General features: G+C 68.8%; 26 protein-coding genes and 2 pseudogenes. 14 read left to right on the top strand and 14 right to left on the bottom strand.

Going from position 1 to position 22,592, the window contains the following annotated elements; genetic code table 11:
• From FXN61_RS52165 to FXN61_RS15660, 3 genes are all read right to left on the bottom strand, one after another.
• Positions 1-364: transposase family protein (locus tag FXN61_RS52165; RefSeq protein WP_376770656.1), on the bottom strand; the 364-nt coding region annotated here is incomplete at its 3' end.
• A gap of 253 nt (positions 365-617) precedes the next feature.
• Positions 618-1,244: a response regulator gene (locus FXN61_RS15665; protein ID WP_167974566.1), complete on the bottom strand. Its 627-nt coding sequence runs from the start codon at positions 1,242-1,244 to the stop codon at positions 618-620.
• Positions 1,241-2,374 (bottom strand): sensor histidine kinase, encoded by a 1,134-nt coding sequence (locus tag FXN61_RS15660; RefSeq protein WP_312877763.1) that lies wholly within the window; start codon positions 2,372-2,374, stop codon positions 1,241-1,243. The genes FXN61_RS15665 and FXN61_RS15660 overlap by 4 nt, the downstream gene beginning before the upstream one ends.
• 109 nt (positions 2,375-2,483) lie before the next feature.
• On the opposite strand from FXN61_RS15660, the gene FXN61_RS15655 reads away from it, so the two are divergent.
• The 4 genes from FXN61_RS15655 to FXN61_RS15640 all read left to right on the top strand — a co-directional run bounded on the left by FXN61_RS15655 (position 2,484) and on the right by FXN61_RS15640 (position 6,574).
• The gene (locus FXN61_RS15655; protein WP_167974562.1) at positions 2,484-3,158 is read left to right on the top strand and encodes an ABC transporter ATP-binding protein; all 675 of its coding nucleotides are present in this window, start codon (positions 2,484-2,486) and stop codon (positions 3,156-3,158) included.
• Positions 3,155-5,341: an FtsX-like permease family protein gene (locus FXN61_RS15650; protein ID WP_167974560.1), complete on the top strand. Its 2,187-nt coding sequence runs from the start codon at positions 3,155-3,157 to the stop codon at positions 5,339-5,341. Before FXN61_RS15655 ends, FXN61_RS15650 begins: the two co-directional genes overlap by 4 nt.
• A gap of 77 nt (positions 5,342-5,418) precedes the next feature.
• Positions 5,419-5,943: a VanZ family protein gene (locus tag FXN61_RS15645; RefSeq protein WP_167974557.1), complete on the top strand. Its 525-nt coding sequence runs from the start codon at positions 5,419-5,421 to the stop codon at positions 5,941-5,943.
• Positions 5,944-5,980: 37 nt separating this feature from the next.
• A complete protein-coding gene (locus FXN61_RS15640) occupies positions 5,981-6,574 on the top strand; it encodes a MarC family protein (RefSeq protein WP_167974555.1) in 594 nt (197 codons plus the stop codon).
• Here the strand turns inward: FXN61_RS15640 and FXN61_RS15635 are convergent.
• Positions 6,567-7,103, bottom strand: a complete 537-nt coding sequence (locus FXN61_RS15635; protein ID WP_223165453.1) for an SMI1/KNR4 family protein — start codon at positions 7,101-7,103, stop codon at positions 6,567-6,569. The genes FXN61_RS15640 and FXN61_RS15635 overlap by 8 nt on opposite strands.
• 92 nt (positions 7,104-7,195) lie before the next feature.
• Here FXN61_RS15635 and FXN61_RS15630 point away from each other — a divergent pair, with 92 nt between their 5' ends.
• Genes FXN61_RS15630 through FXN61_RS56345 form a run of 3 tightly spaced genes read left to right on the top strand, consistent with a single transcriptional unit; the run spans position 7,196 to position 8,690 of the window.
• Positions 7,196-7,522 carry a type VII secretion target gene (locus tag FXN61_RS15630; RefSeq protein WP_167974551.1) on the top strand — a complete coding sequence of 109 codons (327 nt, stop codon included), beginning with the start codon at positions 7,196-7,198 and terminating at the stop codon, positions 7,520-7,522.
• Complete coding sequence (locus FXN61_RS50125; protein ID WP_376770655.1) at positions 7,519-8,310, top strand: hypothetical protein; 792 nt, start codon at positions 7,519-7,521, stop codon at positions 8,308-8,310. Before FXN61_RS15630 ends, FXN61_RS50125 begins: the two co-directional genes overlap by 4 nt.
• Positions 8,307-8,690 carry a C40 family peptidase gene (locus FXN61_RS56345; RefSeq protein ID WP_376770654.1) on the top strand — a complete coding sequence of 128 codons (384 nt, stop codon included), beginning with the start codon at positions 8,307-8,309 and terminating at the stop codon, positions 8,688-8,690. Before FXN61_RS50125 ends, FXN61_RS56345 begins: the two co-directional genes overlap by 4 nt.
• Here FXN61_RS56345 and FXN61_RS55360 read toward each other — a convergent pair.
• The 4 genes from FXN61_RS55360 to FXN61_RS15605 are packed head-to-tail and all read right to left on the bottom strand — an operon-like array spanning position 8,672 to position 9,719.
• Positions 8,672-8,914 carry a limonene-1,2-epoxide hydrolase family protein gene (locus FXN61_RS55360; RefSeq protein WP_312877761.1) on the bottom strand — a complete coding sequence of 81 codons (243 nt, stop codon included), beginning with the start codon at positions 8,912-8,914 and terminating at the stop codon, positions 8,672-8,674. The genes FXN61_RS56345 and FXN61_RS55360 overlap by 19 nt on opposite strands.
• Positions 8,854-9,099, bottom strand: coding sequence for a nuclear transport factor 2 family protein (locus FXN61_RS55355; protein WP_312877760.1), 246 nt, complete (start codon positions 9,097-9,099; stop codon positions 8,854-8,856). Before FXN61_RS55355 ends, FXN61_RS55360 begins: the two co-directional genes overlap by 61 nt.
• Before the next feature lie 9 nt (positions 9,100-9,108).
• Positions 9,109-9,255: a hypothetical protein gene (locus FXN61_RS15610; RefSeq protein ID WP_246291588.1), complete on the bottom strand. Its 147-nt coding sequence runs from the start codon at positions 9,253-9,255 to the stop codon at positions 9,109-9,111.
• 29 nt (positions 9,256-9,284) lie between these two features.
• Entirely contained in the window at positions 9,285-9,719 is a 435-nt protein-coding gene (locus tag FXN61_RS15605; RefSeq protein ID WP_167974549.1) for a tautomerase family protein, read from the bottom strand.
• Between the two features lie 82 nt (positions 9,720-9,801).
• Here FXN61_RS15605 and FXN61_RS15600 point away from each other — a divergent pair, with 82 nt between their 5' ends.
• The 4 genes from FXN61_RS15600 to FXN61_RS15585 are packed head-to-tail and all read left to right on the top strand — an operon-like array spanning position 9,802 to position 12,476.
• Positions 9,802-10,359, top strand: a complete 558-nt coding sequence (locus FXN61_RS15600) for a TetR/AcrR family transcriptional regulator (protein WP_167974547.1) — start codon at positions 9,802-9,804, stop codon at positions 10,357-10,359.
• 57 nt (positions 10,360-10,416) lie between these two features.
• On the top strand, positions 10,417-10,770 hold the full coding sequence (locus FXN61_RS15595; protein ID WP_167974545.1) for a YbaB/EbfC family nucleoid-associated protein: 354 nt from the start codon (positions 10,417-10,419) through the stop codon (positions 10,768-10,770).
• The gene (locus tag FXN61_RS15590; protein ID WP_167974543.1) at positions 10,767-11,204 is read left to right on the top strand and encodes a YbaB/EbfC family nucleoid-associated protein; all 438 of its coding nucleotides are present in this window, start codon (positions 10,767-10,769) and stop codon (positions 11,202-11,204) included. The genes FXN61_RS15595 and FXN61_RS15590 overlap by 4 nt, the downstream gene beginning before the upstream one ends.
• A 54-nt stretch (positions 11,205-11,258) precedes the next feature.
• A complete protein-coding gene (locus tag FXN61_RS15585; RefSeq protein WP_167974541.1) occupies positions 11,259-12,476 on the top strand; it encodes a SatS C-terminal domain-containing protein in 1,218 nt (405 codons plus the stop codon).
• A 75-nt stretch (positions 12,477-12,551) separates the two neighbouring features.
• Here the strand turns inward: FXN61_RS15585 and FXN61_RS15580 are convergent, their stop codons facing one another.
• Positions 12,552-13,640, bottom strand: a complete 1,089-nt coding sequence (locus FXN61_RS15580; RefSeq protein ID WP_167974538.1) for an adenosine deaminase — start codon at positions 13,638-13,640, stop codon at positions 12,552-12,554.
• A gap of 374 nt (positions 13,641-14,014) precedes the next feature.
• Here FXN61_RS15580 and FXN61_RS52160 point away from each other — a divergent pair.
• The 3 genes and pseudogenes from FXN61_RS52160 to FXN61_RS50705 form a co-directional block, all read left to right on the top strand.
• Positions 14,015-14,516 (top strand): annotated as a pseudogene (locus FXN61_RS52160) (hypothetical protein); the annotation flags it as partial.
• A gap of 204 nt (positions 14,517-14,720) precedes the next feature.
• The gene (locus tag FXN61_RS15570) at positions 14,721-15,410 is read left to right on the top strand and encodes an apolipoprotein A1/A4/E family protein (protein ID WP_167974535.1); all 690 of its coding nucleotides are present in this window, start codon (positions 14,721-14,723) and stop codon (positions 15,408-15,410) included.
• Positions 15,411-15,573: 163 nt separating this feature from the next.
• Positions 15,574-17,028 (top strand): serine/threonine-protein kinase, encoded by a 1,455-nt coding sequence (locus FXN61_RS50705; RefSeq protein ID WP_312877759.1) that lies wholly within the window; start codon positions 15,574-15,576, stop codon positions 17,026-17,028.
• 3 nt (positions 17,029-17,031) lie between these two features.
• Here FXN61_RS50705 and FXN61_RS15560 read toward each other — a convergent pair whose 3' ends face one another.
• The 5 genes and pseudogenes from FXN61_RS15560 to FXN61_RS15540 form a co-directional block, all read right to left on the bottom strand.
• The gene (locus FXN61_RS15560; RefSeq protein ID WP_167974533.1) at positions 17,032-18,306 is read right to left on the bottom strand and encodes a thymidine phosphorylase; all 1,275 of its coding nucleotides are present in this window, start codon (positions 18,304-18,306) and stop codon (positions 17,032-17,034) included.
• On the bottom strand, positions 18,303-18,692 hold the full coding sequence (locus FXN61_RS15555; RefSeq protein ID WP_167974531.1) for a cytidine deaminase: 390 nt from the start codon (positions 18,690-18,692) through the stop codon (positions 18,303-18,305). Before FXN61_RS15555 ends, FXN61_RS15560 begins: the two co-directional genes overlap by 4 nt.
• Positions 18,685-19,938: an ABC transporter permease gene (locus tag FXN61_RS15550; protein ID WP_167974528.1), complete on the bottom strand. Its 1,254-nt coding sequence runs from the start codon at positions 19,936-19,938 to the stop codon at positions 18,685-18,687. The genes FXN61_RS15555 and FXN61_RS15550 overlap by 8 nt, the downstream gene beginning before the upstream one ends.
• On the bottom strand, positions 19,935-21,011 hold the full coding sequence (locus FXN61_RS15545; protein WP_167974526.1) for an ABC transporter permease: 1,077 nt from the start codon (positions 21,009-21,011) through the stop codon (positions 19,935-19,937). The genes FXN61_RS15550 and FXN61_RS15545 overlap by 4 nt, the downstream gene beginning before the upstream one ends.
• Positions 21,011-22,590, bottom strand: a pseudogene (locus FXN61_RS15540) (ABC transporter ATP-binding protein). The gene FXN61_RS15545 and the pseudogene FXN61_RS15540 overlap by 1 nt, the downstream one beginning before the upstream one ends.
• Positions 22,591-22,592 lie beyond the last annotated feature (2 nt).

Genomic DNA, 22,592 nt, shown 5'->3' with positions numbered 1-22,592 from the left:
CCGTGCCAGCACCCGCCGGAAGAGCGGCGAACTCGCGACGTACCGCGCGCCTGTCCGCATCGCGGTGGTGATGTGCTCCGTGCCAAGTGGACGGTGATCTGACGGACCCCGAGCAGCGCGAGTACCTGCTGGGGGCGTCCGCGGCCCATTCCCCGATCGCGGTGAACGACCGCGCGCCCGCGGCCACCGCCGACGCCGCCACCAGCAAGATCGACGCCAGCGAATGCCGCACGCCCCGCCGGCGCCGCGGATCCGGCACCCCGGCCACGAACTCCCTCAGGTCAGCGACCCGATCAACAGCAGCGGCGACGGGGGCCAGCCGATCCAGCACAGCCGGAATCGGGCAGGATGACACGGCGGGCACGGCACTCCCAGAAGACCATGTGACTTAGACACTCTCATGATCAACTAGGACGCCGTGCCCGTCCTACGTCCAAACGGCGGACACGACATTGCCGGAACCCTGGGGCGGAGCCCCAGGAAAACGCAAGCAACCGCCAGCTAACAACGCAACGGAACCCACCTACGGACAACAAACCGGCAGCCGCCAACGAAACCGGGAGACGGCCACCGCAACCGACGCGCCAACCGCAACCGAGGCGCACTCCCAACAGCACTCAGGAATTGACCAACCCAGCCCGCCAAGCCCAAGAAGCAATCCCCACCCGATTCCGAACGTTCAACTTGGTCTGCACCGAAGCCAAATGCGTCTTAACGGTGGACAACGAAAGGTAAAGCTCAGAAGCGATCTCCTGATTGGAGAGCCCCCGAGCCACCTCCCGAACAACATCCTGCTCCCGAGCGGTCAACAACCCAAGATCCGGCCGAGAAGCAGGCCGAGCAAAGTGCTCCAACATCCGCACAGTCACCTGGGGAGAGATCAAAGCATTCCCCTGAGCCGCAGCCCGAACAGCCTCAACGAGCAAAGCCGGCCCAGCGTCCTTGGTCAGAAACCCGGAAGCCCCGTTCTCCAGCGCCGTGTGCACGTACTCGTCCAGATCGAACGTGGTCACGACGACGACCTTGGTGGAGCCGGAGAGTTTCTTGGTGACCTCCAGCCCGTCCAGCCCCGGCATCCGGATGTCCAGAAGAGCCACGTCCGGGTTGAGCTCACGAGCGGCGGTCACAGCCGAAATGCCGTCCGCGACGTCAGCGACGACAGTGATGTCCGGCTGCTTCTCCAAGATCATCCGAAACCCGACGCGGACCATCTCCTGGTCGTCGGCGATGAGGACCGAGATCACTTCTTCCCTTCCAGGGGTAGCTCGGCGAGCACCTGCCAGCCGTTCTCACGCGGACCCGCCGAGAACAGGCCACCCAGCAGGTCGACCCTCTCACGCATGCCTACGAGACCGTAGCCGCCCTGGTTCAGCTCACCCGGCCGGCCGTCGTCGGCGACGATCACGCGCAAGGCTCCAGCAGGCGTCCTGGCGATCTCCACGTCGATCATGGTGGGGCCCTGCGCGTGTTTGTGCACGTTGGTGAGCGACTCCTGGACCAGGCGCAGCACCGAGCGGCCCAGCTCCGGTGGCACCTCGTCGGGCAGGTCGATGCGGAGCCGGGTCTCGAAGCCCAGCTCACGGGTGCGTTCGACGGTGGAGATGACGTCCGCGGCCAGGTCGGTCGTGGCGGCGTCGTCGTTCTCGCCCTGCCGCAACGTGCCGACCAGGCGCCGCATGGCCCCCAGCGCTTCGGTGCCTGATCGCACGATGCCCGGCAACAACCGGTGCGCGGCCCGCGGGTCGTCGTCGGAGACCTCCAGCGCGGCCTGAGCCTGCACGACGATCGCGGTCACGTAGTGCGCGACCACGTCGTGCAGCTCGCGGGCCAGCGCGATCCGTTCTTCCTTCTGGGCGTCGGTGACCGCGGCCGCGATCAGCCGGCCACTCTCGGTGTCGCGGGCGCGGAAGTACAGGCCGGTGCCGACCGCCATGAAGCCCAGCACGAGCGAGCCGAGCATCTCGTTGTAGTTGCTGCTCGACAGCCAGTTGTCCCGCACGATGGCGGCGAAGAAGCTCACGGCCATCAGCGAGCCCACCGACCACGTGGCGGCGCGGCGCGGCTCCTCGCGCACGATGACGGCCGTGAGGACCAGGCACGCCGCGGTCTCCGCAACGGTCAGCGGGCTCAGGAGCGTGGGCAGGTTCACGTGGAAGAGCCGGATGACGAACGACGACACGAAGACCGACGCCACCGTCACCGGGATGGTGAAGGCACGTGACTTGAACGAGGTGACGGCCGCGATGCACGGCGGCACGCTGAGCAGCCACACCAGCGCCTCCGCGCTGCCCGGCCCGTTCATCAGCACTAGCTCGCCGAGCATCAGCAGCGCGAGAGCGGCGGCGATCGGCCATTGGCCCCGATGACTGTCCACGGCAGACAACGGTAGGACCATCACACCCCTACGGCCTCGGTCATCCGGCTGATCCGGTGTGTCGTTAAGGCCGAGGTTTCGAGAGCCCGCGACGGGCACCTTCAAAGGCATGAATTCGGTTCTGGCCGCTCGTGGCCTGGTCAAGACCTACGGCGAAGTGCACGCCCTCGCCGGGGTGGACATCGACATCAAGGCCGGGGACGTGCTGGCGGTCGTCGGTCCGTCCGGCTCCGGCAAGACGACGCTGCTGCACGTGCTGTCCGGAATCCTGCGCGCCGACGGCGGCGAGGTGTTCCTCGACGGGCGCGCGATCGGCGAGCTGAACGAGACGGGGCGCAGCGCGTTGCGGCGGACGGCGTTCGGCTTCGTGTTCCAGTCGGGCATGCTCGTGGCCGAGCTGACCGCCGAGGAGAACGCGGCGCTGCCGATGCTGCTCGCCGGTGGTTCGCGCGAGGAGTCGCTCGGCGCGGCGCGGCTGTGGCTGACGCGCCTCGGCCTGCAGGGCATGGAGAAGCGGCGGCCCGGCGAGCTGTCCGGCGGGCAGGCGCAACGGGTGGCGATCGCGCGAGCCCTGGCGCACCGGCCACGCGTGATCTTCGCGGACGAACCGACCGGTGCCCTCGACACGCGCACCGGCCAAGAGATGATGACCGCCCTCTTGCAGGCCGCGGAGGAGACCAACGCGGCCGTCGTGATCGTGACGCACGACAAGGCGATCGCGGACCGGGCGCTCAGGGTCGTCGAGATCCAGGACGGACGCATCGCCGCGGGGGTGTCCGCGTGAGGATCGCTCTCGCGGTGCTGCGCAGGGATCGTCGCAGCCAGGTTGCGACCGTGCTGGTCGCGCTCGGCGTGATGATCGCGGTGTCGCTGGTGCTGTGGCTCGTCGCGGCACCGAACGGCCTTCAGGCGCGAGCGGACCGCACCGCGTGGCGCGACGTCGTGGGCCAAAGCGACAAGGGCGCCATTTCCGTTGCGATGAACCGGGATTCCTACGACGGCAAGCTCATCGAACGCTTCGACGTCGCACGCAACGAGCAGGGCGGCATCAAGGTCGCGGCCGGCATCACCAAGTTCCCGGAAGCGGGCGAGGTGCTGCTGTCCCCCGCACTCGCGGACCTGGTACGCACCACGCCCGCGGAGAAGCTCGGCAACCGCTTCCCCGGCAGGCTGATCGGCGAGCTCGGGCCGGAAGCGCTGAAGTTCCCCGGCGAGCTCGTCGCGATCATCGGCCACGACAAGGTCGAGAACGGCTTCCCGGCGCCAGGTCTGGAGGGCGGCAGCGGCTCGTACCGCGACGACTACCACGGCATGCTCTACCTGCTCACCCGCGTTGGCCTGGTCGTTCTCGTGGTGCCGTGCCTGGTGCTGGTCGCATCGGCGGCAAGGTTGACCGCGGCGAAACGGGAACGGCGACTGGCCGCCTTGAGGCTCGCCGGTGCCAGCCCACGACAGGTCGTGATCATGACGGCCGTGGAGACCGCGATCGGCGCGGTGGCCGGCAGCGTGCTGGGTGTGGTGCTGGCTCAGCCGTTCAGCCACATCACCGCCAAGGTCCCGTGGGAGGGCGGAACCTGGTATCCGGGCGACTTCGTGCCCGCACCGGCGGTCGTGGCGGCGGTGGCCGTGCTCGCACCGGTGCTGGTGATCACGGCGGCGATCATGGGACTGCGACGCGTGGTGAACCGGCCGCTCTCGGCGGAGGAGAAGCGCAAGGTGCGGTCATGGCGGCTGCTCACGATCGCCGGCGCGATGGGTGTGTTCTTCCTCGGCATCCTGTACGCGCAGGAAGCCGGCGGCGACAGCCAGTTCACCGTGGTGCTCCTCGGCCTCGGCGCGGTGGCGTTCGCGCTGGTGCTGGCGGGACCGGTGTTGACGGCGTGGGTCGGCAGGTTCTTCGTCGGACGGTGGCGCACCCCGTCGACGTTGCTGGCCGGCCGGCGGCTCTCCGGTGACCCGGTGGCGGCCTTCCGCGGCTCGGCCGGTGTGGTGATCGCGGTCTTCACCGGTTCGATGGCGCTGACGATGTTGCCGGGACTGGAAAGCCAGGTGCCCTACCGCGACGGGACCTGGAACGAGAACGCGATCGTCGCGGAGCAGGTGACGCACGACGTCACGCCGCTGCGCCTGGCCACCTCCGCACCGATCGTCACGATGCTGGAGGGCAAGGTGAGCACCGGCGACAAGAGCGACGACGGAAGCTACGTCATCGTCGGCAGGTGCGCTGACGTGGCCGAACTGCTCACCGGCCTCACCTGTCGGCCAGGCCCCGCCGTCTACGCGTCGGCGCCGTTGCAGGGCGATGTGTTCGAGTCGATGGGACCGCACGACTCGGTGACCGCGAAGCTGCCCGCGCAGTACGAGACCCGGCCGTTCGAGGGCACCAGCCGGGTTCAGGTGGTCGTCGACGCCGACCTGCTGCCGACGATGGCGGGCAAGGTGTCGATGGTCGGCGTGCCAACCACACCGGAGAACCGCGACGCCGTGCACACCGCGTTGATCGGCACGCTGCCGGGCGTGCGGCTGGTGGACGGCGAGCTGCGGGAGCTGTGGGGCAGCACGCTGATGGACGATCTGCAGCGGGCAACGGTCATCGGGCTGTCGATCGCGGCGGTGCTCGGCGGCATCGGCGCGGCGGTGTCCGCGGCAGGGTCGGTGATCGACCGCAGGCGCACTTTCGGTGCGTTGATCGCGGCAGGAACTCCGATTCGTGTGCTGGGTCACGCATTGCGGCGAGAAGTGATGCTGCCAGTGTTCGCAGTCACACTCGCGGCGTGCGGCGCGGGCATTGTTGTAGGCCTCGGATTGCTCACTCTGGCACGCGGACTGGTGGGCCACGGCGAAATGCCCATCACCCCGTGGGTGGTCGCCCCGGTGGGCGTTGGCCTCGTGGTTGCGCTGGTCGCAGCGCTGGCGTGCGGCCCGGTACTACGGGGCATCAGCCCGCGGGATTACGCGGCCGAGTAACACTCGGCCAGAAGTACGAGGATGGAAATGGCCTTCAGCGCGATGTGCACTGAAGGCCATTTTCCTAACTTGGATTCATGACGAATGCACAGCTCGCGAGCATCCAGTGGGGCCTTTTCCTGTCGGTCGTTTTCCTGCTTCCGCAGCTGTTGTTTCGTCAACTGACCTTCCGCAGCGGCACCATCACCGTCTACGCGAGCATGCTGTTCGCGGCGACGTTCCTGCCGATGCAGACCGTCCCACCGCGCCAGGCCGTGCAGCTGGTTCCGTTCCAGTGGATCGCCGACACCTTCCGCGACGGTCAGATCGCGTTCGACCAGATGACGCTCAACGTGCTGCTGTTCGTGCCGCTCGGCGCGATGCTGATGCTCTGGGGCAAGCGCACTATCGGCCAGGCCGCGCTGATCGGCTACGGCGTCTCGCTGCTGATCGAGGGCTCGCAGCTCATGTGGGCCAACCGGATCTTCGACGTCGACGACCTGATCACCAATACCACCGGCACCGCGCTCGGCTGGCTCGGAGCTCTCGCCGCCGTCAAGGTCTACGCCCGCGTGAAGACCGCCGCCGCCGTACCGCAGCGTTCGCTCGCCGGCGTGAGGTGAGTCGCGGAGCAGGTCCGGCGGCTTGATCATTGAAGTCATGAAGTTCGTGGAGGCGTTCAGCATCCTCGTCGCCGTCGCCGGTCCGCCGAAGATCCTGCTGGCGTTCCTGATGGACACGGAGGGCGCCGACTCCCGCACAAGATGGCGGGTGGCGCTCACCTCCAGCGCCATCGCCCTGGGTGTCGGGCTGTTCGTGGTGGCGGCGGGAAGACTGTTGCTCTCCCTCTTCCACATCAGCGACGGCGCCCTGCTGCTGGCCAGCGGCGTGATCCTGTTCGTGCACGCGCTCGATCTCGTGCTCGGCCGCAAACAGGAGCCGAGCCACGACGAGACCGGCGGCACGCACGAGCTGGCGACCGCGTACTACGCGAACCCGGTGGCGCTGGCCTACCTGTTCCTGCTCGCGGACACGCAGTCGGTACAGGTGACGTTCGTGCTGGCAGGAGCCTTCGCCGCGGTGATCGCGCTCGACCTGGCCGCGATCGCGGTGCTCGGGATCGCGATGCGGTACGTGAAGGTGACCTACGCGTGGGTGCTGGTGCGGGTGCTCGGCATCCTGCTCGCGGCGCTCGGTGTCGAACAGATCGTCAACGGCCTGGAAGCGCTGCGCGTGCTCGAACCGGTCAGCTAGTGCGCCAGCCCAGCTCGCCGGCGGAGTTGACCTCGGGGAAGCAGTGCCCGACCACGGTGCGCGTCTCCAGGGCCGTCGCGACCTGGTCGAACATCTCGACGATCGACGCCCACTCCGGCTTGGTCATCTCGTTGCGCTCCTGGTCCCACTCGACCACGCAGCCCCGCAGCACACCTGGCCTCAGGTCCACCGCGAGGACGTCACCCGTGCCGTCGAACGCGATCGGCAGCCACTCGGGGTGGAAACCGGTGGCCGGCGAGCCCGCCTCCGAGGCGTCCACGGGCTTGCTCACGTAGGTGTCTCTGAGCACGAACGCGCGATCGGCGCCCAGCGGCGTGTAGAAGGGCGGCAGGATCTCGGCGTACAGGCCCTCTCCCGTGCCGCCGTAGACGCTCCACCACATCTGGAGGTCGGTCGGAACCCGAAGCTCCGGCAGCGCGTCGTACCTCGGACGCAGCACGGCGCGGGTGGCCGGAGCGTGCTCAGCCAGCCATGCCAGGATCCGGTTCCAGTGCTCGATCACACCCACAGTTCCATGATCTTGGCGGAACGACGGGCGAGGTACCGCCCATCGGGGCAGGATCAAGACGAACAGGTCACTACTGGGGGAAGAGCTTTCAGATGGCGGAACAGGGTCTCAAGGTCGACCTCGACGCCTTGACCGGCTACGCGTCGGCGGTGAGCGGTCTGGCGAGCGAAGTGGGCACGGTCGGCACCGGCACGTTGAACGGCACCACGTCCCTGCCTGGCGACTGCTTCGGCAAGATCGGCAACGAGGTGGGCCTCAACGCCGCCTTCCAGACCGCCGCATGGGCACAGCTCGACGCCCTGAAGGCCGCGTCCACCGGACTTTCCGGCCTCGGCACCGCCGTCTCCAAGGCGCGTGAGGCCTACATCGCCCAGGAAGAGGCGAACAAGGCCTCGATGGACAAGGCGGCGCGTGCATGAGCGTCGAAGGGCTCCTGAGCGCGTTCATCGCGCCCATGAAGGAAGACCTGGCCAAGCTGGACGGCGACACCGGTGGCGCCACACGTGCCGGAGACGCCTTCGGTCGTGCGCAGACCGCACTCACGGACCTGGGGTCGCGGCACGCCTCGGCTTCCACCGCCGTGCTGAACACCTGGTCCGGGGAGAAGGCCAACGCCTTCACGAGCCGTGTCGCCACCTTCACCGCGGCCGCGAACACGTTGTCCTCCAACGCTTCCGTCTTCAAGACCGTGGCTTCCACCGGCGTTTCCGCGGTGACCGGCGGCCGGACGGCGATCCAGGGTCTGATCGACGAGTTCACCTCGAAAGCGACGCCGAAGCTCGCCGCCGCCGTCGCCGCGTCGCTGGTGGCAGGGCCCGGCGTGGTGCTGGCCGCTCTCGCCGACCTCGCCGGGATGGCTTCCGGTTACCAGGGCAAGACCTCCGCCGAACTGCAGAAGGTGCGTGACCAGCTCACGCAGCTGGTCGGTCAGCTGAACGGGCTGCAGAAGCCTGACGCGGGTGCTCTGGGGAAGCTGGGCGAGCCGCTCGGCGGCGACGAGGGCACCACCGCTGTGTCCAGTGCTTCCGACTCTCCGAAGCAGGACTCGACCGGATCCGGTTCCGGTTCGGGCTCCGGTGGTGGGAGCGGAAGCGGCGGTGGAGGCGGCGGCTCGGGTGGCGGCGGTGGAGGAGGTGGCGGTGGCGGCGGTTCGGGCCTCGGCTCCCCGTTGCGATTCCGCCGCAGCCGGGCACCGGCGTCGGCGTGAACCTGCCAGACGGCAGCAGTGCCGAGGCGCCGAACGAAACCGCGGCCAAGGCCGTGCGGAACGCGTTGTCGGCGCTGGGAACGCCGTACGTGTGGGGTGGGGCGAACCCGCCTCAGGGCACGGACTGCTCCGGGCTGACGCAGTGGGCGTACAAGAACGCCGGCTTCGACATCCCGCGTCCGGCGTCGTCGCAGGCCATGGGCGCGTCGGTGCCGCCGGACCAGCTGCTGCCCGGCGACCTCGTGGTGTGGGACGGGCACGTGGCGATGGTGATCGGCAACGGGCAGATGGTCGAGGCCGGCGACCCTGTGCAGGTCGGCAAGATCCGCACCACCAACAGCGGAATGTCGTTCTACGGCTTCTACCGGCCGACGGGCTGAAGCCTGGTCCGGGCGGTCTTGATGCCCGCTCGGACCAAGCCCTTCAGACATGCGAAGACGAACGTGGCGTTGTCGTAGTAGTCACGCCACAGCACGACCTTCCCGTCGCACACCACGAACGTGCCACAAACCCAGAACTCGGCCTGCCACGCCCCGCGCCCGATCACGTCGGTCCGCTCGGTGAGCACAACGTCACCGTTGGCCGCGATGTTGTGGATCCGCACCTCGACGTCCTGGACGACCTGTGCATGGCCCGCAACTGCTTGGCCACGGTGGCCTTGCCCCGTGCGGGAGGCAACGGCACGTTCTGCCACACGACGTCGTCGGCCATGTGGCGCACGACCTCCTCGGGATCACCGCTCTCGGTGGCTCGAAGCAACGCGACCACGACATCCCGGGGATCAGTCATGGGCCGACCCTAGCGAGTGAACACCGGCTTGAGATGCCGCTCCGGCAACACCTCCGGCAGCTGCTCCCGGTCGAACACCCCGGACACCACCCGCTCCGGCGCCACCTGTCCGGACGCCGCCAGTTCCAACGCGTCGGGCAGGTGCGCTCGTCCCAAGCACGCCACGCGATTTTGCCTGGGCGAGGTCAGCTCACGCCATCGGCGGACTTCGCCGCAAGCTCACGCAACTCGGCGAACCGCACGATCTGCCCGCCCGCGCCCCAGGTCCCCTCCGCCTGCTCGTGGATGAGCACCCACACCCGCATGACGTCGGCCTCCCCCAACCCGGCCGCGTCGAGCACCAGCGCGGTCGCCTCCCGCACCAGGCCGGCCTTGCGCCGATCGGACAGCGCACCCGCGGGAACCCGGACGTCCACCCGGAACCGCGGCGCGTCGTCCTCGGCGGTCGTCTGCGCGCCCGCGGGCAGTTCGTGCAGGTAGGTCCACGCCACCGAGCGGAAGAACTCGTTGTCCGGGGCGCCCTCCCACTTCAGCAGCAGCGCGGCCAGGTCCCGCTGCACGCTCTTGCGGCCCGCGTCGGTCAGCGATCCCGCCGGAGCGGTCAGCTCGATCATCGGCATGGCGAACTCCGATCTATGACGACTGTTATAAACCCAGGCGGACGCTATCCTATGACGAGCGTTATAGCCAGAGAGGCAAGACATGTCCCGAGAGCAGATCGTCACAGGAGCGGCCGACATGATCCGGCGGCGCGGGCTCAACGCGACGAGCATCCGGGAGGTCGCGAAGCACGCGGGCACGCCGCTCGGCTCGACGTACCACTACTTCCCCGGCGGCAAGAACCAGCTCGCGACCGAGGCGGTCCGGTGGGCGGGGGACACCGTGTCGAAAGTGCTCGCGGCGAAGCTCCGCAAAGGACCGGTCGACGGGCTGAAGGCGTTCTTCGGGCTGTGGCGGCAGATCGTCACCGAGACCGACTTCCAGGCCGGCTGTCCCGTGCTCGCGGTGTCCATCGAGGAGACCGCCAGTGCGGACGCGCTGGCCGCTGCCGCCGAGGCGTTCAGGACCTGGTCGGGACAGCTCGAAAACTCGCTCCAGGACCACGGCGTCGCGGCAGGGCGTGCGAAGAGCCTGGCCCAGCTCGTCGTCGCCGCCGCGGAAGGTGCCGTCGCGATGTGCCGGGCCCAGCGCAGCATCGATCCGCTCGACAACGTGGCCAGCGAACTGACCACGCTGCTGGAAACCGCTGTCGAGGCGTGAACTGCACGACCGAACGCATGATCATGCGGCACACTGTCGTAGTAGGGGGGTGATCAGGTGGACGACGACGTCGAGCGCGCCGCGCGGAAGGTGCGCGATGTCGAGCAGGCCGTGTCGGAGCACGTCACGCGCAGCGGTCCCATCACGGGACGAGCGTCCTCACCGGACGGTGCGGTGACGGTGGTCGCGACGCCCGGCGGTCCGCCGCAGCAGATCACGGTGAGCGCCGCGGCACTGCGGATGGGCCCGCAAGGGCTGGCCGCCGAGATCATGCGCATCGCCGAGAAGGCGCAGCGCAACGCGAACACCAGGCTGCACCAGTCGCTGGAACGCGTGGTCGACACGCAGGAGCTGACCGCCATGGGGCTCAAGCGCGGCAGCGACGAAGACGAGTTCGGGTGGCGGCGGTGAACGAGGAACGCATGCAGGCCGTCGAGCAGCTCCAGCGCGACCTCGCGGTCACCGTCGAGACGGTCGAGCACCCGAACGGGCTCTGCAGGGTGACGGCGTCCGCGAAGGGCGAGCTCAAGGCTGTGCACCTGCACCCGGCGTTGCTGAACCAGGGTCCGCAAGCGGTCGGCGAGGTGGTCACCGAGACCGCGCGGCTCGCGACGAACGCTGCCGTGCAGACGAGCTTCAACAGGATGGCGCTGGCGCTCGGTGACGGCATGGCGATCGACGTCGAGTCCATTGCCGGCGACTCACCCTTCCGGTCGACGTGGAACCCCGTCGTACCGCCGAAATCCGCAGCTCCCGAGGCGCCTGCGGAGCGGCGACCCAGGACGCCTATCCTCGATGACCCAGACGAGGACGCGTTCTTCGAGAACCCCTTTGGGCGCCGGTGATCAGCACCGTTAGGCTCGCCCACGGCATCAGGCAGGCGTGACCGGGAGGTCAGGATGGCGCAGGACATCGTCCCCATCGAGCTGGGGCTGACGCAGGGTGACGTCGTCACGCTGTGGGCACCCCGCTGGCGCGAGAAGGGCGAGGAGTGGGAGGCGTTCCTCGGCGACGAGGAGGACCTGTTCGTCTTCCCCGACGCCGCGCACCTCGCCGCGTTCGTGCGCACCGCCGAGGAGCACGACCTCACCGATCACCCCGCGTGGCCGATCGTGCCGTCGCTGGGCGTCGCGGACCTCTCGCCGGACGACAACCACCAGTTCGACCTCGTCGGCGTGCCCGAGCTGATCGCGGAGGACCCGGACACCTGGACGATCGGTGAGCTCGCCGACGTCATCGCGATCGTGCGCGCGCTCGCGGACGTCTGCGACCTGGAGAAGGTCCACGAGGTGCTCGACTCCGCGGAGGGCTTCTCGCTGCTTCCGCAGGGCACGCTGCCGTTCAGCGGCCGTGACGGCGCCAAGCTGTGGGACGAGCTGTCCGAGGTCGTCTCCGAGAAGTGGGACGAGGTCCTCGACGCGATCGACAGCGTGGTGAACACGCCGGAGGTCCCGGAGAAGGAGCTCGCCGTCGCGCAGGAGGAGCTCACCGCGCTGGAGGAAGCGACCGCGGCTGCCGCCGCCGACGACTCGGACGAGGAAGACTCCGACGAGGAGAAGGCCGCGCCCACCGGTTTCTGGGCCGAGGTCGGCATCGACCCGATCAAGATCATCACGTCCGCCGGCGAGTTCTACACGCTGCGCTGCTACCTCGGCGACGACCCGGTGTTCCTGGGCCGCCGCGGCAAGATCGAGGTGTTCACCTCGCACCGCGGCCTGAGCCGTTTCGTCGCCGAGAACGACGAGCACGACCTCGCCGAGGTCGAGACCTGGAACGACGTCAAGGTCAAGGCCACCGCGGGTGAGCTCGAGGTCGACGTGGACGAGGACAACGTCTACGTGCTGACCGGCATCGCCGAGGACATGGAGGAGGGCCCCGACTCCCTCGACCCGCAGCAGCTCGACCTCGCCGTCGAACTGTTCGAGGACGCGGCCGAGTGGGCGGAGGACGAGTCCGTGAAGGACGCGCTGGCCTCGTCCGAGTCGCTGGGCTGGCTGGTGTCGTTCGTCGTGTCGCCCGACCCGACGCGCCTCGCGCCGTCCGCCCCCTACGACGCCGAGGTGGCCGCGTTCCGCGAGCTGCAGGCGAAGTTCGAGGACCGGCTCAACACCAACTGACTCTCTCACGACAACGGGCCACCCAGCTTGGGTGGCCCGTTTTTGTTGGTGCTCAACGGACTCGGTAGCTGTGAGCTAAGCGGTGAGAGCCGCGTAACCCGGCTTGATCAGCTCGTTGATGATCGCCAGCCGCTCGTCGAACCCGATGAACGCCGACTTCATGGCGTTGATCGTGAACCACTGCAGGTCCGCCCACCCGTACCCGAACGTGTCCGCCAGCGCGGCGAACTCGCTGGAGAGCGTGCAGTCGCTCATCAGGCGGTTGTCGGTGTTGACGGTGACGCGGAACCGCAGCTTGGCCAGCAGGCCGATCGGGTGGTCGGCGATGGTGGCCGCGGCACCGGTCTGCAGGTTCGAGGTCGGGCACATCTCCAGCGGGATGCGGCGGTCGCGGACGTAGGCGGCCAGGCGGCCCAGCTGGACGGTGCCGTCGCCGGAGACCTTGATGTCGTCGACGATCCGCACGCCGTGGCCGAGACGTTCGGCGCCGCAGTGCTGGATGGCCTCCCAGATGGACGGCAGGCCGAACGCCTCACCTGCGTGGATGGTGAAGTGCGTGTTCTGCTGGCGCAGGTACTCGAAGGTGTCGAGGCCCCTGGTGGGAGGGAAGCCGGCCTCCGGGCCCGCGATGTCGAAGCCGACGACGCCGAGGTCGCGGTAGCGGACGGCCAGTTCGGCGATGCGCAGCCAGCCCTCGTTCTGGCGCATGGCGCACAGCAGGGTGCCGATGCGGATCTTGCGGCCGGTCGCGGCGACGCGCTGCTCGCCGAGGCGGAAGCCCTCCTGGACGGCCTCGACGACCTGCTCCAGCGAGAGGCCCTTCTCGATGTTCAGCTCGGGGGCGTAGCGGATCTCGGCGTAGACGACGCCGTCGGCGGCGAGGTCCTCGACGGCCTCGGCGGCGACGCGGACGAGCGCGGCCTCGTCCTGCATGACACCGCACGTGTGGGCAAAGCCTTCCAGGTATCGCACGAGCGACCCGGAGTTGGCGTTGTCACGGAACCAGCCGCCGAGCACGCCCGCGTCTGTGGTGGGCAGGCCCTGGTAGCCGGAGGCATCGGCGAGTTCGATCACCGTCTGCGGGCGGAGGCCACCGTCGAGGTGGTCGTGCAGCAGCACCTTCGGCGCGCTGCGGATGGACTCCAAGGTAAGCGGCGTGGACATTGCTACACGTTACTTCAGGCGACACGCCGCTTCAGCGCTGGCCAAAATGATCTTGCTCCCGCTATGATCGTTTGTCGGTTCACGGATGTTGCCGATCCGTGATCAGCAACTTTCTGCAACCACTCGCGCGCTTGAGTCACCCCAAGGTAGGAACATCACCGGTCGCAATCGGACGCTTCCGGCCAGTAACTTGGCGTTCATACCAATCGAGTAGCCTGATCGGGCCAGTCGCCCGTCCGCGCCCGGCCGTTTTCTGGCGGGGGTGGTACAGACACGTGCCGTGACGCGGATAGGCTCCCGTGGTCTCCCCCTCCCCTGGACGAAGGCACTCAGCCGTGACAGAGAACAACAACTCCACGATGTCCTTCGATCGGATGCGCAACATGCTCACGCGCGCCGCGGAGATCCGTGAGAGCGAGCAGCAGCAGATCTTCGACGCGCTGGACGAGATCCACGCCCGAATGTCGCCTCTGGAGTCGCTGGGTTCGGTTCGCAAGCGCCTGTCGGAGCTGCCGGACCGCACCGAGGTCAGCGTCCTCGCGGAGCGCCTCGACGAGGCCCTCGCCAAGCTGGAGGCCCAGGACAACGCGGTCGCGGACATCGGTCGCGCCGTCGACTCCCTGGTGGACAAGCTCGCCAAGCCCTTCGCCCAGCTGGACGGCCGCCTCGACGGCGTCGCCGGCCGCTTCGAGGGCGTCGCCGGCCGGATGGACGGCCTCGAGGACAAGCTCGCCAGCATCCACAAGCGCATCGACGACCTCGACGGCCACCTCGACAAGCAGGACGGCAAGGTCGACTCGATCCCCGGCGCCGTCACCAACCCGCTGCGCGAGCGCATCGAGGCCCTCGAAGCCGCCCTGCGCGGCCGCCTCGACGAGGTCGACGAGGGCGTGCACGAGCACCTCGACGGCACCCGCGAGGCCCTGCAGAAGATCCTCGCGGAGTCCTTCTCGGGCCTGCACGGCCGCGCCGACGAGTCCCGCGACCTCCCTGGCCGCCGCCCGCGCAGAGCTGGTCGCCGCGATCGGCCGACAGCCGTGGGAGCTGGCCGGCGCGATCACCGACAGCCGCGAGAAGCTGGTGTCCACCGTCACCGACCGCCACAACCAGCTGGCCTCGTCGCTCGCCGAGACCCGCACCGAGCTGTCCGGCGCCGTGGCGGAGACCCGCGGCGAGCTGGCGGGCGTCGTGGCGGAGACCCGCGACTCGCTCGCCGGCTCGCTGGCCGAGACCCGCACCGAGCTGACGTCGGCCGTCGCCGACACCCGCGACGCCGTCAACGGCAAGCTGGACGAGGCCCGCACCGCCCTGTACGCGGCGATCGAGCAGTCCCGCGACCAGGTCGACGCAGCCGACCGCCTCGAGGCTCTCGCCGGCCGCTTGGAGCAGGTCACCTCGAAGCTCGACACCATGACCGACCGCCTGGACAAGGTCGAGGACGACTTCGCGACCCGCATCTCCGAGCTCGGCGGCACGGTCGACGCGAGCCTGTCCAAGGTCAGCGAGACCGTCGCGGCCCGCCCGGACTCCGACGCCCTGCAGTCCCTGGTCCGCAAGTCGAACCAGGAGTCGGAGCTCCGCATCGGCGGCCAGCTGGACGAGGCCATGGCCACCTTCGCCGAGCTCATCCTCGGCGGCGGCTCGCCCACGCCTCCCCCGCCGCCCACCGCCCTGCCTCGCCCGCAGCGCCGCACCCGCAAGAACGGTGCCAAGCCGGTCAACGGTGGCAAGGACATGGACGACGACGACCTGGCGGCCGAGGGCGCCTGATCGCCTCGGTCTGATCTCTTGAACGGCCCCGGAGCTGCTGCTCCGGGGCCGTTCTTCGTCGGTGGTGAACCTGTGCCCCGCGACAGACGTGACCATGAAGAGAGCGCTCACACGACCGTCGATATGCTCGCCGGAATCCGGGTGCGTCCAGGAGGGATAGTTCGTGCAACAGCGACTCATCGCCAACCGCTACGCACTGCTCGCCGAGCTCGGCCGCGGTGCGATGGGCGTCGTGTGGCGTGCCCAGGACCAGCTGCTCGGCCGCGCGGTCGCGCTCAAGGAGCTGCACCCGCCACAGGGCATCGCCGCCGAGGAACGCAACGTGCTCGAGGAGCGCATGCTCCGCGAGGCGCGGACCGCGGGCAGGCTGAACCACCCCGCCGTGGTGACTGTCTACGACATCGTCCGCGAGAACGGACGCACCTATCTCGCGATGGAGCTGGTCGACGCGTCCGACCTCGCCACCGTCGTCGAGCGGCACGGGCCACGCGACTCGGTGTGGATGGCAGGCGTGGCGTTGCAGGTGCTGGGAGCGCTGGAGACCGCGCACGCGGCCGGCATCGTGCACCGGGACGTCAAGCCCAGCAACATCATGGTGCGCCCGGACGGCGCCGTGAAGCTCACCGACTTCGGCATCGCCCAGGCGATGGACGACCCCAGGCTCACCACCAACGGCGGAATCGTCGGCTCACCCGCGTACATGTCGCCGGACCGGCTGAGCGGCTGGGAGGCCTCACCCGCGTCCGATCTGTGGGCGCTCGGCGTCACGATGGCGCACGCGGTCGAAGGCATCAGCCCGTTCGAACGCACGTCCACCGCGTCGACGCTGCACGCGATCATGAACGAGCCGCCGGTGCTGCGGCTGGCCTCACTCGCGCTGGCCGAGGTCATCCGCGGACTGCTGACCGTGGACCCGGCGCGGCGCCTGACCGCGTCCCAGGCGCGGGGCATGCTGACCGCCATCGTCCAGGGCACCGCGCCGGTTCCGTTGCCGCGCAAGAAGAAGAACACGGCCGTTCGGGTCGCCGCCGTGGCGTTGGGTGTCGTGGTGCTCGCGGGTGCCGCGTTCGCCGGTTACCAGGCCTTCAAGCCGAAGAACACCTCAGCCGCCGGCTCACCCACCACCAGCGGCACCCCGACCTCGGCGAACTCCACCGAGTGGAGCACCGACACCGCGCCGCTGCCGATCGGCGCTCCGCTGCCGTCCCGGCGGATCGCCACGTACGGCCGCGGTGGCGACGTGACGCAGTGGAACCTCACCGGCACGGAGTGCGCGAAGGACTTCCTCACCCAGGGCTCACCGGTGCTCGCGAGCGTGCCGTGCGACAAGCCGCACGGCATCCAGCTCTTCTCCGCCGCGACGCCTCTCTGGGACCAGCCCAAGACCGTCGCCTACCCCGGCAAGGACTGGCTCGCCGACTTCGGCAGGAAGTACTGCAACGAGCAGTTCCAGGCCACCGCGTCCCGGTCCAAGGAGGCACTCGGGTTCACGGCGCTGGTGCCGACGCAGCAGGAGTGGCAGGCGTGGAACGACCCCACCACTCCTGGCCGCCAGGAGGTGCTGTGCGTGGTGTGGAAGCAGGACCGCGCGCCGCTGGCGGGGACGCTCGTCGGTTAGGCCCTAGCCCCGGATGGTGTCGATCACCAGCGGCGACCGCTCCACAGCGGAGTCGGAAACCGAGTAGGCGCCTTCCAACGCTTGCAGCGCACCGGAAACGGCATCCGGGGTGTCGGTGTACAGCTCCAGCAACGGCTGCCCGGCCTCCACCACGTCACCGGGCTTGGCCAGGCACATCACACCGGCCCCCGCCTGCACCGGATCCTCCTTGCGCGCCCGCCCGGCACCGAGCCTCCACGCGGCCACCCCGACACCGTAAGCGTCCAAAGTGGACAGAACACCCGAAGCAGGCGCCGAGACCACGTGCTTGTGAGCGGCAACGGGCAGGGTGGCGTCCGGATCGCCGCCCTGGGCCCGGATCATCCGAGCCCACACCTCGTAAGCCTCACCAGAAGCGAGAACAGCGGCAGGATCAGCCGAAATCCCGGCCAGGGACAGCATTTCCGACGCCAGCGCCACGGTCAGCTCGACGACATCGGCAGGCCCGCCACCGCGCAACACGTCAACGGACTCGGCCACCTCGACCGCATTGCCAACCGCACGACCAAGAGGCACCGACATGTCGGTCAACAGAGCCGAAATCCGCACCCCGTGCTCAACGCCGATGACCACCAACGCCTCAGCAAGGGCACGAGCGGACGACAGATCCTTCATGAAGGCCCCGGAACCGACCTTCACGTCCAGAACCAGCGACTCGGCACCCTCCGCGATCTTCTTCGACATGATCGAAGACGCGATCAGCGGAATCGCCTCGACGGTCCCCGTGACGTCCCGCAACGCGTAGAGCTTGCGGTCAGCAGGAGCAAGCCCTTCGGTGGCAGCACAAACCACCGCACCAACCGAAGACAGCTGAGAAAGAATCTCCGAAGTGGACAGTGCTGCCCGCCACCCGGGAATCGACTCCAGCTTGTCCAGCGTCCCGCCGGTGTGCCCGAGCCCGCGCCCGGACAGCTGCGGCACCGCAGCCCCGCAAGCCGCAACCAGCGGGGCCAGCGGCAGCGTGATCTTGTCGCCGACACCACCGGTCGAGTGCTTGTCCACGGTCGGGCGATCCACATGCAACGACAACCGCTCGCCAGACGAGATCATCGCCTGGGTCCAGCGCGCCGTCTCCGCGGCGGTCATGCCGTTGAAGAAGATCGCCATGGCCAGCGCGGACATCTGCTCGTCCGCGACCGCGCCACGGGTGTAGGCGTCGATCACCCAGTCGATCTGCTCGTCGGACAGGACGAGGCCGTCGCGCTTGGCGCGAATGACGTCGACAGCGGAAAAGCTCATGGCAGGTCCTCCGGCCCGAACGCGTCCGGCAACACCTCGGACATCGGCAACGGGCCGCGCGGGGTGTCGACCAGGCACTCACGGCCGCCGAACTCGTAGATCACCTGACGGCAACGACCACAGGGCATCAGCAGTTCGCCGGAGCCGCTGCGGCAGGCGACGGCGACGAAACGACCGCCGCCGGTCAGCCGCAGCTGGCCCGCCATCGTGCACTCGGCGCAGAGACCGACCCCGTACGAGGCGTTCTCGACGTTGCAGCCCACAACGATGCGGCCGTCATCGCACAACGCGGCGGAACCCACCTGAAGCCCGGAGTACGGGCAGTGGGCGAGCGATGCCGCTTCCACTGCCCGTGCCCTGAGCAGGTCCCAGTCGATCTCAGCCACGGCGGTAGACCAGACCGTCTGCGGCCGGCATTCGCAGCCGCTGCGACGCCACGGCCAGCACGGCCAGCGTCACCATGTGCGGGGCGTAGGAGACGAACTCGCCGGGGATCTCGTCGAGGCTGATGTAGAGCAGGTACAGCAGCACGGCCACGGCGATCGCGGCCGCCGCCGAGAACCACTTGCGCCGGATCAGCTGCCACACCACGATCACGCCGAGCAGCAGCACGACGCCGTAGACCAGCGCCAGCACCGTGTCGCCGCCGGAACGCAGCTGCAGGCCGTCGGCGTAGCCGAACAGAGCCGCGCCGCCCAGCAACCCGCCGGGCCGCCAGTTGCCGAAGATCATCGCGGCCAGGCCGATGAAGCCGCGGCCGCCGGTCTGACCCTCCAGATAGGACAGCTGGCCGGGGTTGAGCACCAGTGCGGCGCCACCCAGGCCGGCGAGGCCACCGGAGACGATCACGGCGACGTACTTGTGGAAGTACACCTTCACGCCCAGCGAGTCCGCCGCGTACGGGTTCTCGCCGACCGAGCGCAGGCGCAGGCCGAAGCGGGTGCGCCAGAGCAGGTAGTACGAGAGCGGCACGAGCAGGATCGTCAGCATCGTCAACGGCGAGACGCCGGTGACCAGGCCGCGCAGGATGCCCGCGACGTCGGAGATGAACAGGCGCTGCCCTGCCTCCAGCTCGCCGAGCCAGTCCGCGAGGCCCGCCGCCGAGTACGTTTCGAACGGCGTGACCGGCGGTGACTGGCGCGGGTTGTGCGACAACGGCTGGAAGACCAGCGTCGACAGGTACTTCGTCAGGCCGGCGCCGAGCAGGTTGATCGCCACACCGGAGACGATGTGGTTGACGCCGAACGTGACGGTGGCGATCGCGTGCAGCAGACCGCCCAGCGCACCGAACACGACGGCCGCGACCAAAGCCGCCCACGGACCCCACTGGTAGCCGGCCCACGCCGCGCCCCAGGTGCCCATGATCATCATGCCTTCGAGGCCGATGTTGACCACGCCGGCGCGTTCCGCCCACAGGCCGCCGAGGCCGGCGAGCAGGATCGGCAGCGCCAGGCGGACCGCGGTCTGGGTCGTGCCGGACGAGGTGAGCTGCGGGAACCCGGTCTGCATCGAGGTGATCGACAGCAACGCGATCGCGCCGGCGACACCGACCATGCCGATCGCCCAGCCCGGCAGCTTCCTCTTGCGAGGCGCCGCTGGGACGTGGGGCTTCTCCTCCATCGTCGTGATCATGCGGCCACCTCCGGGACGGTTCCGAGCTCACGGCCGACGCGACGCTGTTCCGCGGCCAGTTCGAAGCGGCGCACGACCTCGTACGCGACGACGACCGACAGCACGATCGAGCCCTGCATGATGGTGACGATCTCCCTTGGCACACCGACGTTGTCGAGCGCGAGGCCCGACTTGTCCAGGAACGCCCACAGCAGCGCGCCGAACGCGATGCCACCGGGGTGGTTGCGGCCGAGCAGCGCGATCGCGATGCCGGAGAACCCGATGCCCGCGGTGAAGTTCAGGCTGAACGTGTGGTCGCGGCCGAGCATTTCCGGCAGCGAGATCAGGCCGGCGATGGCTCCGGAGAGCAGCATCGCGACCAGCACCATCTTCTTGGCGTTCACACCACCGGCAGACGCGGCGGTGGAGGACTCACCGGACGCGCGCAGCTCGAAGCCGAAACGGGTGCGGTTCATCATGATCCAGTAGCCGACGCCGAGTGCGATGGCCACGAAGATGAAGCCGAACATCGTGCCGGCGCCCCCGAACGTGATGCCGGGCATCCAGCCGCTCTCCGGGATCTCCGGCGTGCGGATGTTGTTGCCCCGCAGCTCACCGAAGACGTCACGGCGGATCAGGTACGCGGACAGGCCGATCGCGAGGCCGTTCATCATGATCGTCGAGATGACCTCGTTGACGCCTCGGGTCACCTTGAGGATCGCGGGGATCGCGGCCCAGGCCGCACCGGCGATCGCCGCCACGATGATGATCACCAGCGTGTGGATGCCCGGCGGCAGTGCGATCGAGCCGCCGACGACCGCGGCGATGACCGCCGCGACGCGGTACTGGCCCTCGACACCGATGTTGAACAGGTTCATCTGGAACCCGATCGCCACCGCGAGCGCCGCGATGTAGTAGATGCCCGTCGAGTTGAGGATGTCGACGAACGTCGTGCCCTTGCCGACCTGTGTCGCCATCGCACCGAACGCGCTGAGCGGGTTCGCGCCGGAGATGACGAGCGCGACGCCGCACAGCAGCATGGAGAAGACGATCGCCAACGCGGGCGGCAGGAGTTTGCCGCGCAGGTGTCCCATCAGTTCTCGCCTTCCTCAACGACAGCGGTCTCCTGGACCGCCGCGCTCGTGCTGCCCGCACCGGTCATCGCACTGCCGAGGTCCTCGGGCGTGACGGTGTTCGGGTCGGCGTCGGCCACCAGGCGTCCGCGCAGCATGACCTTGATGGTGTCCGAGAGGCCGATCAGCTCGTCCAGGTCGGCGGAGATCAGCAGCACCGCGAGACCGGCGGCACGGGCGTGCTTGATCTCGTCCCAGATCAGCGCCTGCGCGCCGACGTCGACACCGCGGGTCGGGTGCGAGGCGATCAGCAGTACCGGATTGCCGGACAGTTCTCGGCCAACGACGAGCTTCTGCTGGTTACCACCGGAGAGCGCGGCAGCCAATGCGTCGATGCCGGGCGTGCGGACGTCGAAGTCGGCGACGATCCGCTCGGTGTCCTTCTTGGCGCCGTCCGTGTCGAGCCAGATGCCCCTGGCCGTCGGCTTGCGCGTCTGGTAGCCGAGGATCCGGTTGTACCAAAGGGGTTGCGTGAGCAGCAGGCCGTGGCGGTGGCGGTCCTCCGGGATGTAGCCGATGCCCGCCTCGCGCCGGGCGAGTGTGCCCAGCTTGGTGAGGTCCTTGTCCAGCAACGTGATCGTGCCGCCGCCTGCCTTGCGCATGCCCATGATCGTCTCGACGAGCTCGGTCTGGCCGTTGCCCTCGACACCGGCGATGCCGACGACCTCGCCGGAACGGACCACCAGGTCCACGTCGTCGATGATCGGTCGCGAACCGTCGGGGGTGAGCAGGCGCAGGCCCTTGACGTCGAGCACGACCTTGTCGGTGACGGTGGACTCGCGGGTCTCCGGGCTGGGGAGCTCGCTGCCGACCATCATCTCGGCGAGCTGGCGCGACGACACGGTCTTCGGGTCCGCGCTGCCCACGGTCGTGCCGCGGCGGATCACCGTGACCGAGTCCGCGATCGCGCGGACCTCGTCGAGCTTGTGCGAGATGAACAGGAACGTGTAGCCCTGCTCCTGCATGCCGCGGACGGTGTCGAAGAGCTCGTTGACCTCCTGCGGCACGAGCACGGCGGTCGGCTCGTCCAGGATGATCACCTTGGCACCGCGGTAGAGCACCTTGAGGATCTCGACGCGCTGCCGGTCGGCGACACCGAGCTGTTCGACCAGCACACCGGGGTCGACGTTGAGCCCGGTCTTGCCCGACAGCTCATGATGCGCCTGCGGGCCTTCTGGCCGATGCCGTGCAGAGCCTCGGCGCCCAGGACCACGTTCTCCTGGACGGTGAGGTTGTCGGCGAGCATGAAGTGCTGGTGCACCATGCCGATGCCGGCCTTGATGGCGTCGGCGGGCGTGCGGAACCGCACCTGCTCACCGCTCACCTCGATGGTGCCCTCGTCCGGCGGCTGCATGCCGTAGAGGATCTTCATCAGGGTGGACTTGCCCGCGCCGTTCTCACCGCAGAGCGCGTGCACCTCGCCGCGGCGGACGGTCAGGTGGACGTCGCTGTTGGCGACCACACCGGGGAATCGCTTGGTGATGCCTGTGAGCACCACAGCGGGGGGATCGTCCGTCCGTACGGACGTGGAACTGCTCATCG

This window comes from Lentzea indica, from assembly GCF_012184385.1.
Classification (GTDB): Bacteria; Actinomycetota; Actinomycetes; order Mycobacteriales; family Pseudonocardiaceae; genus Lentzea; species Lentzea indica.
This window is presented reverse-complemented; position numbering and strand designations above follow the sequence as displayed.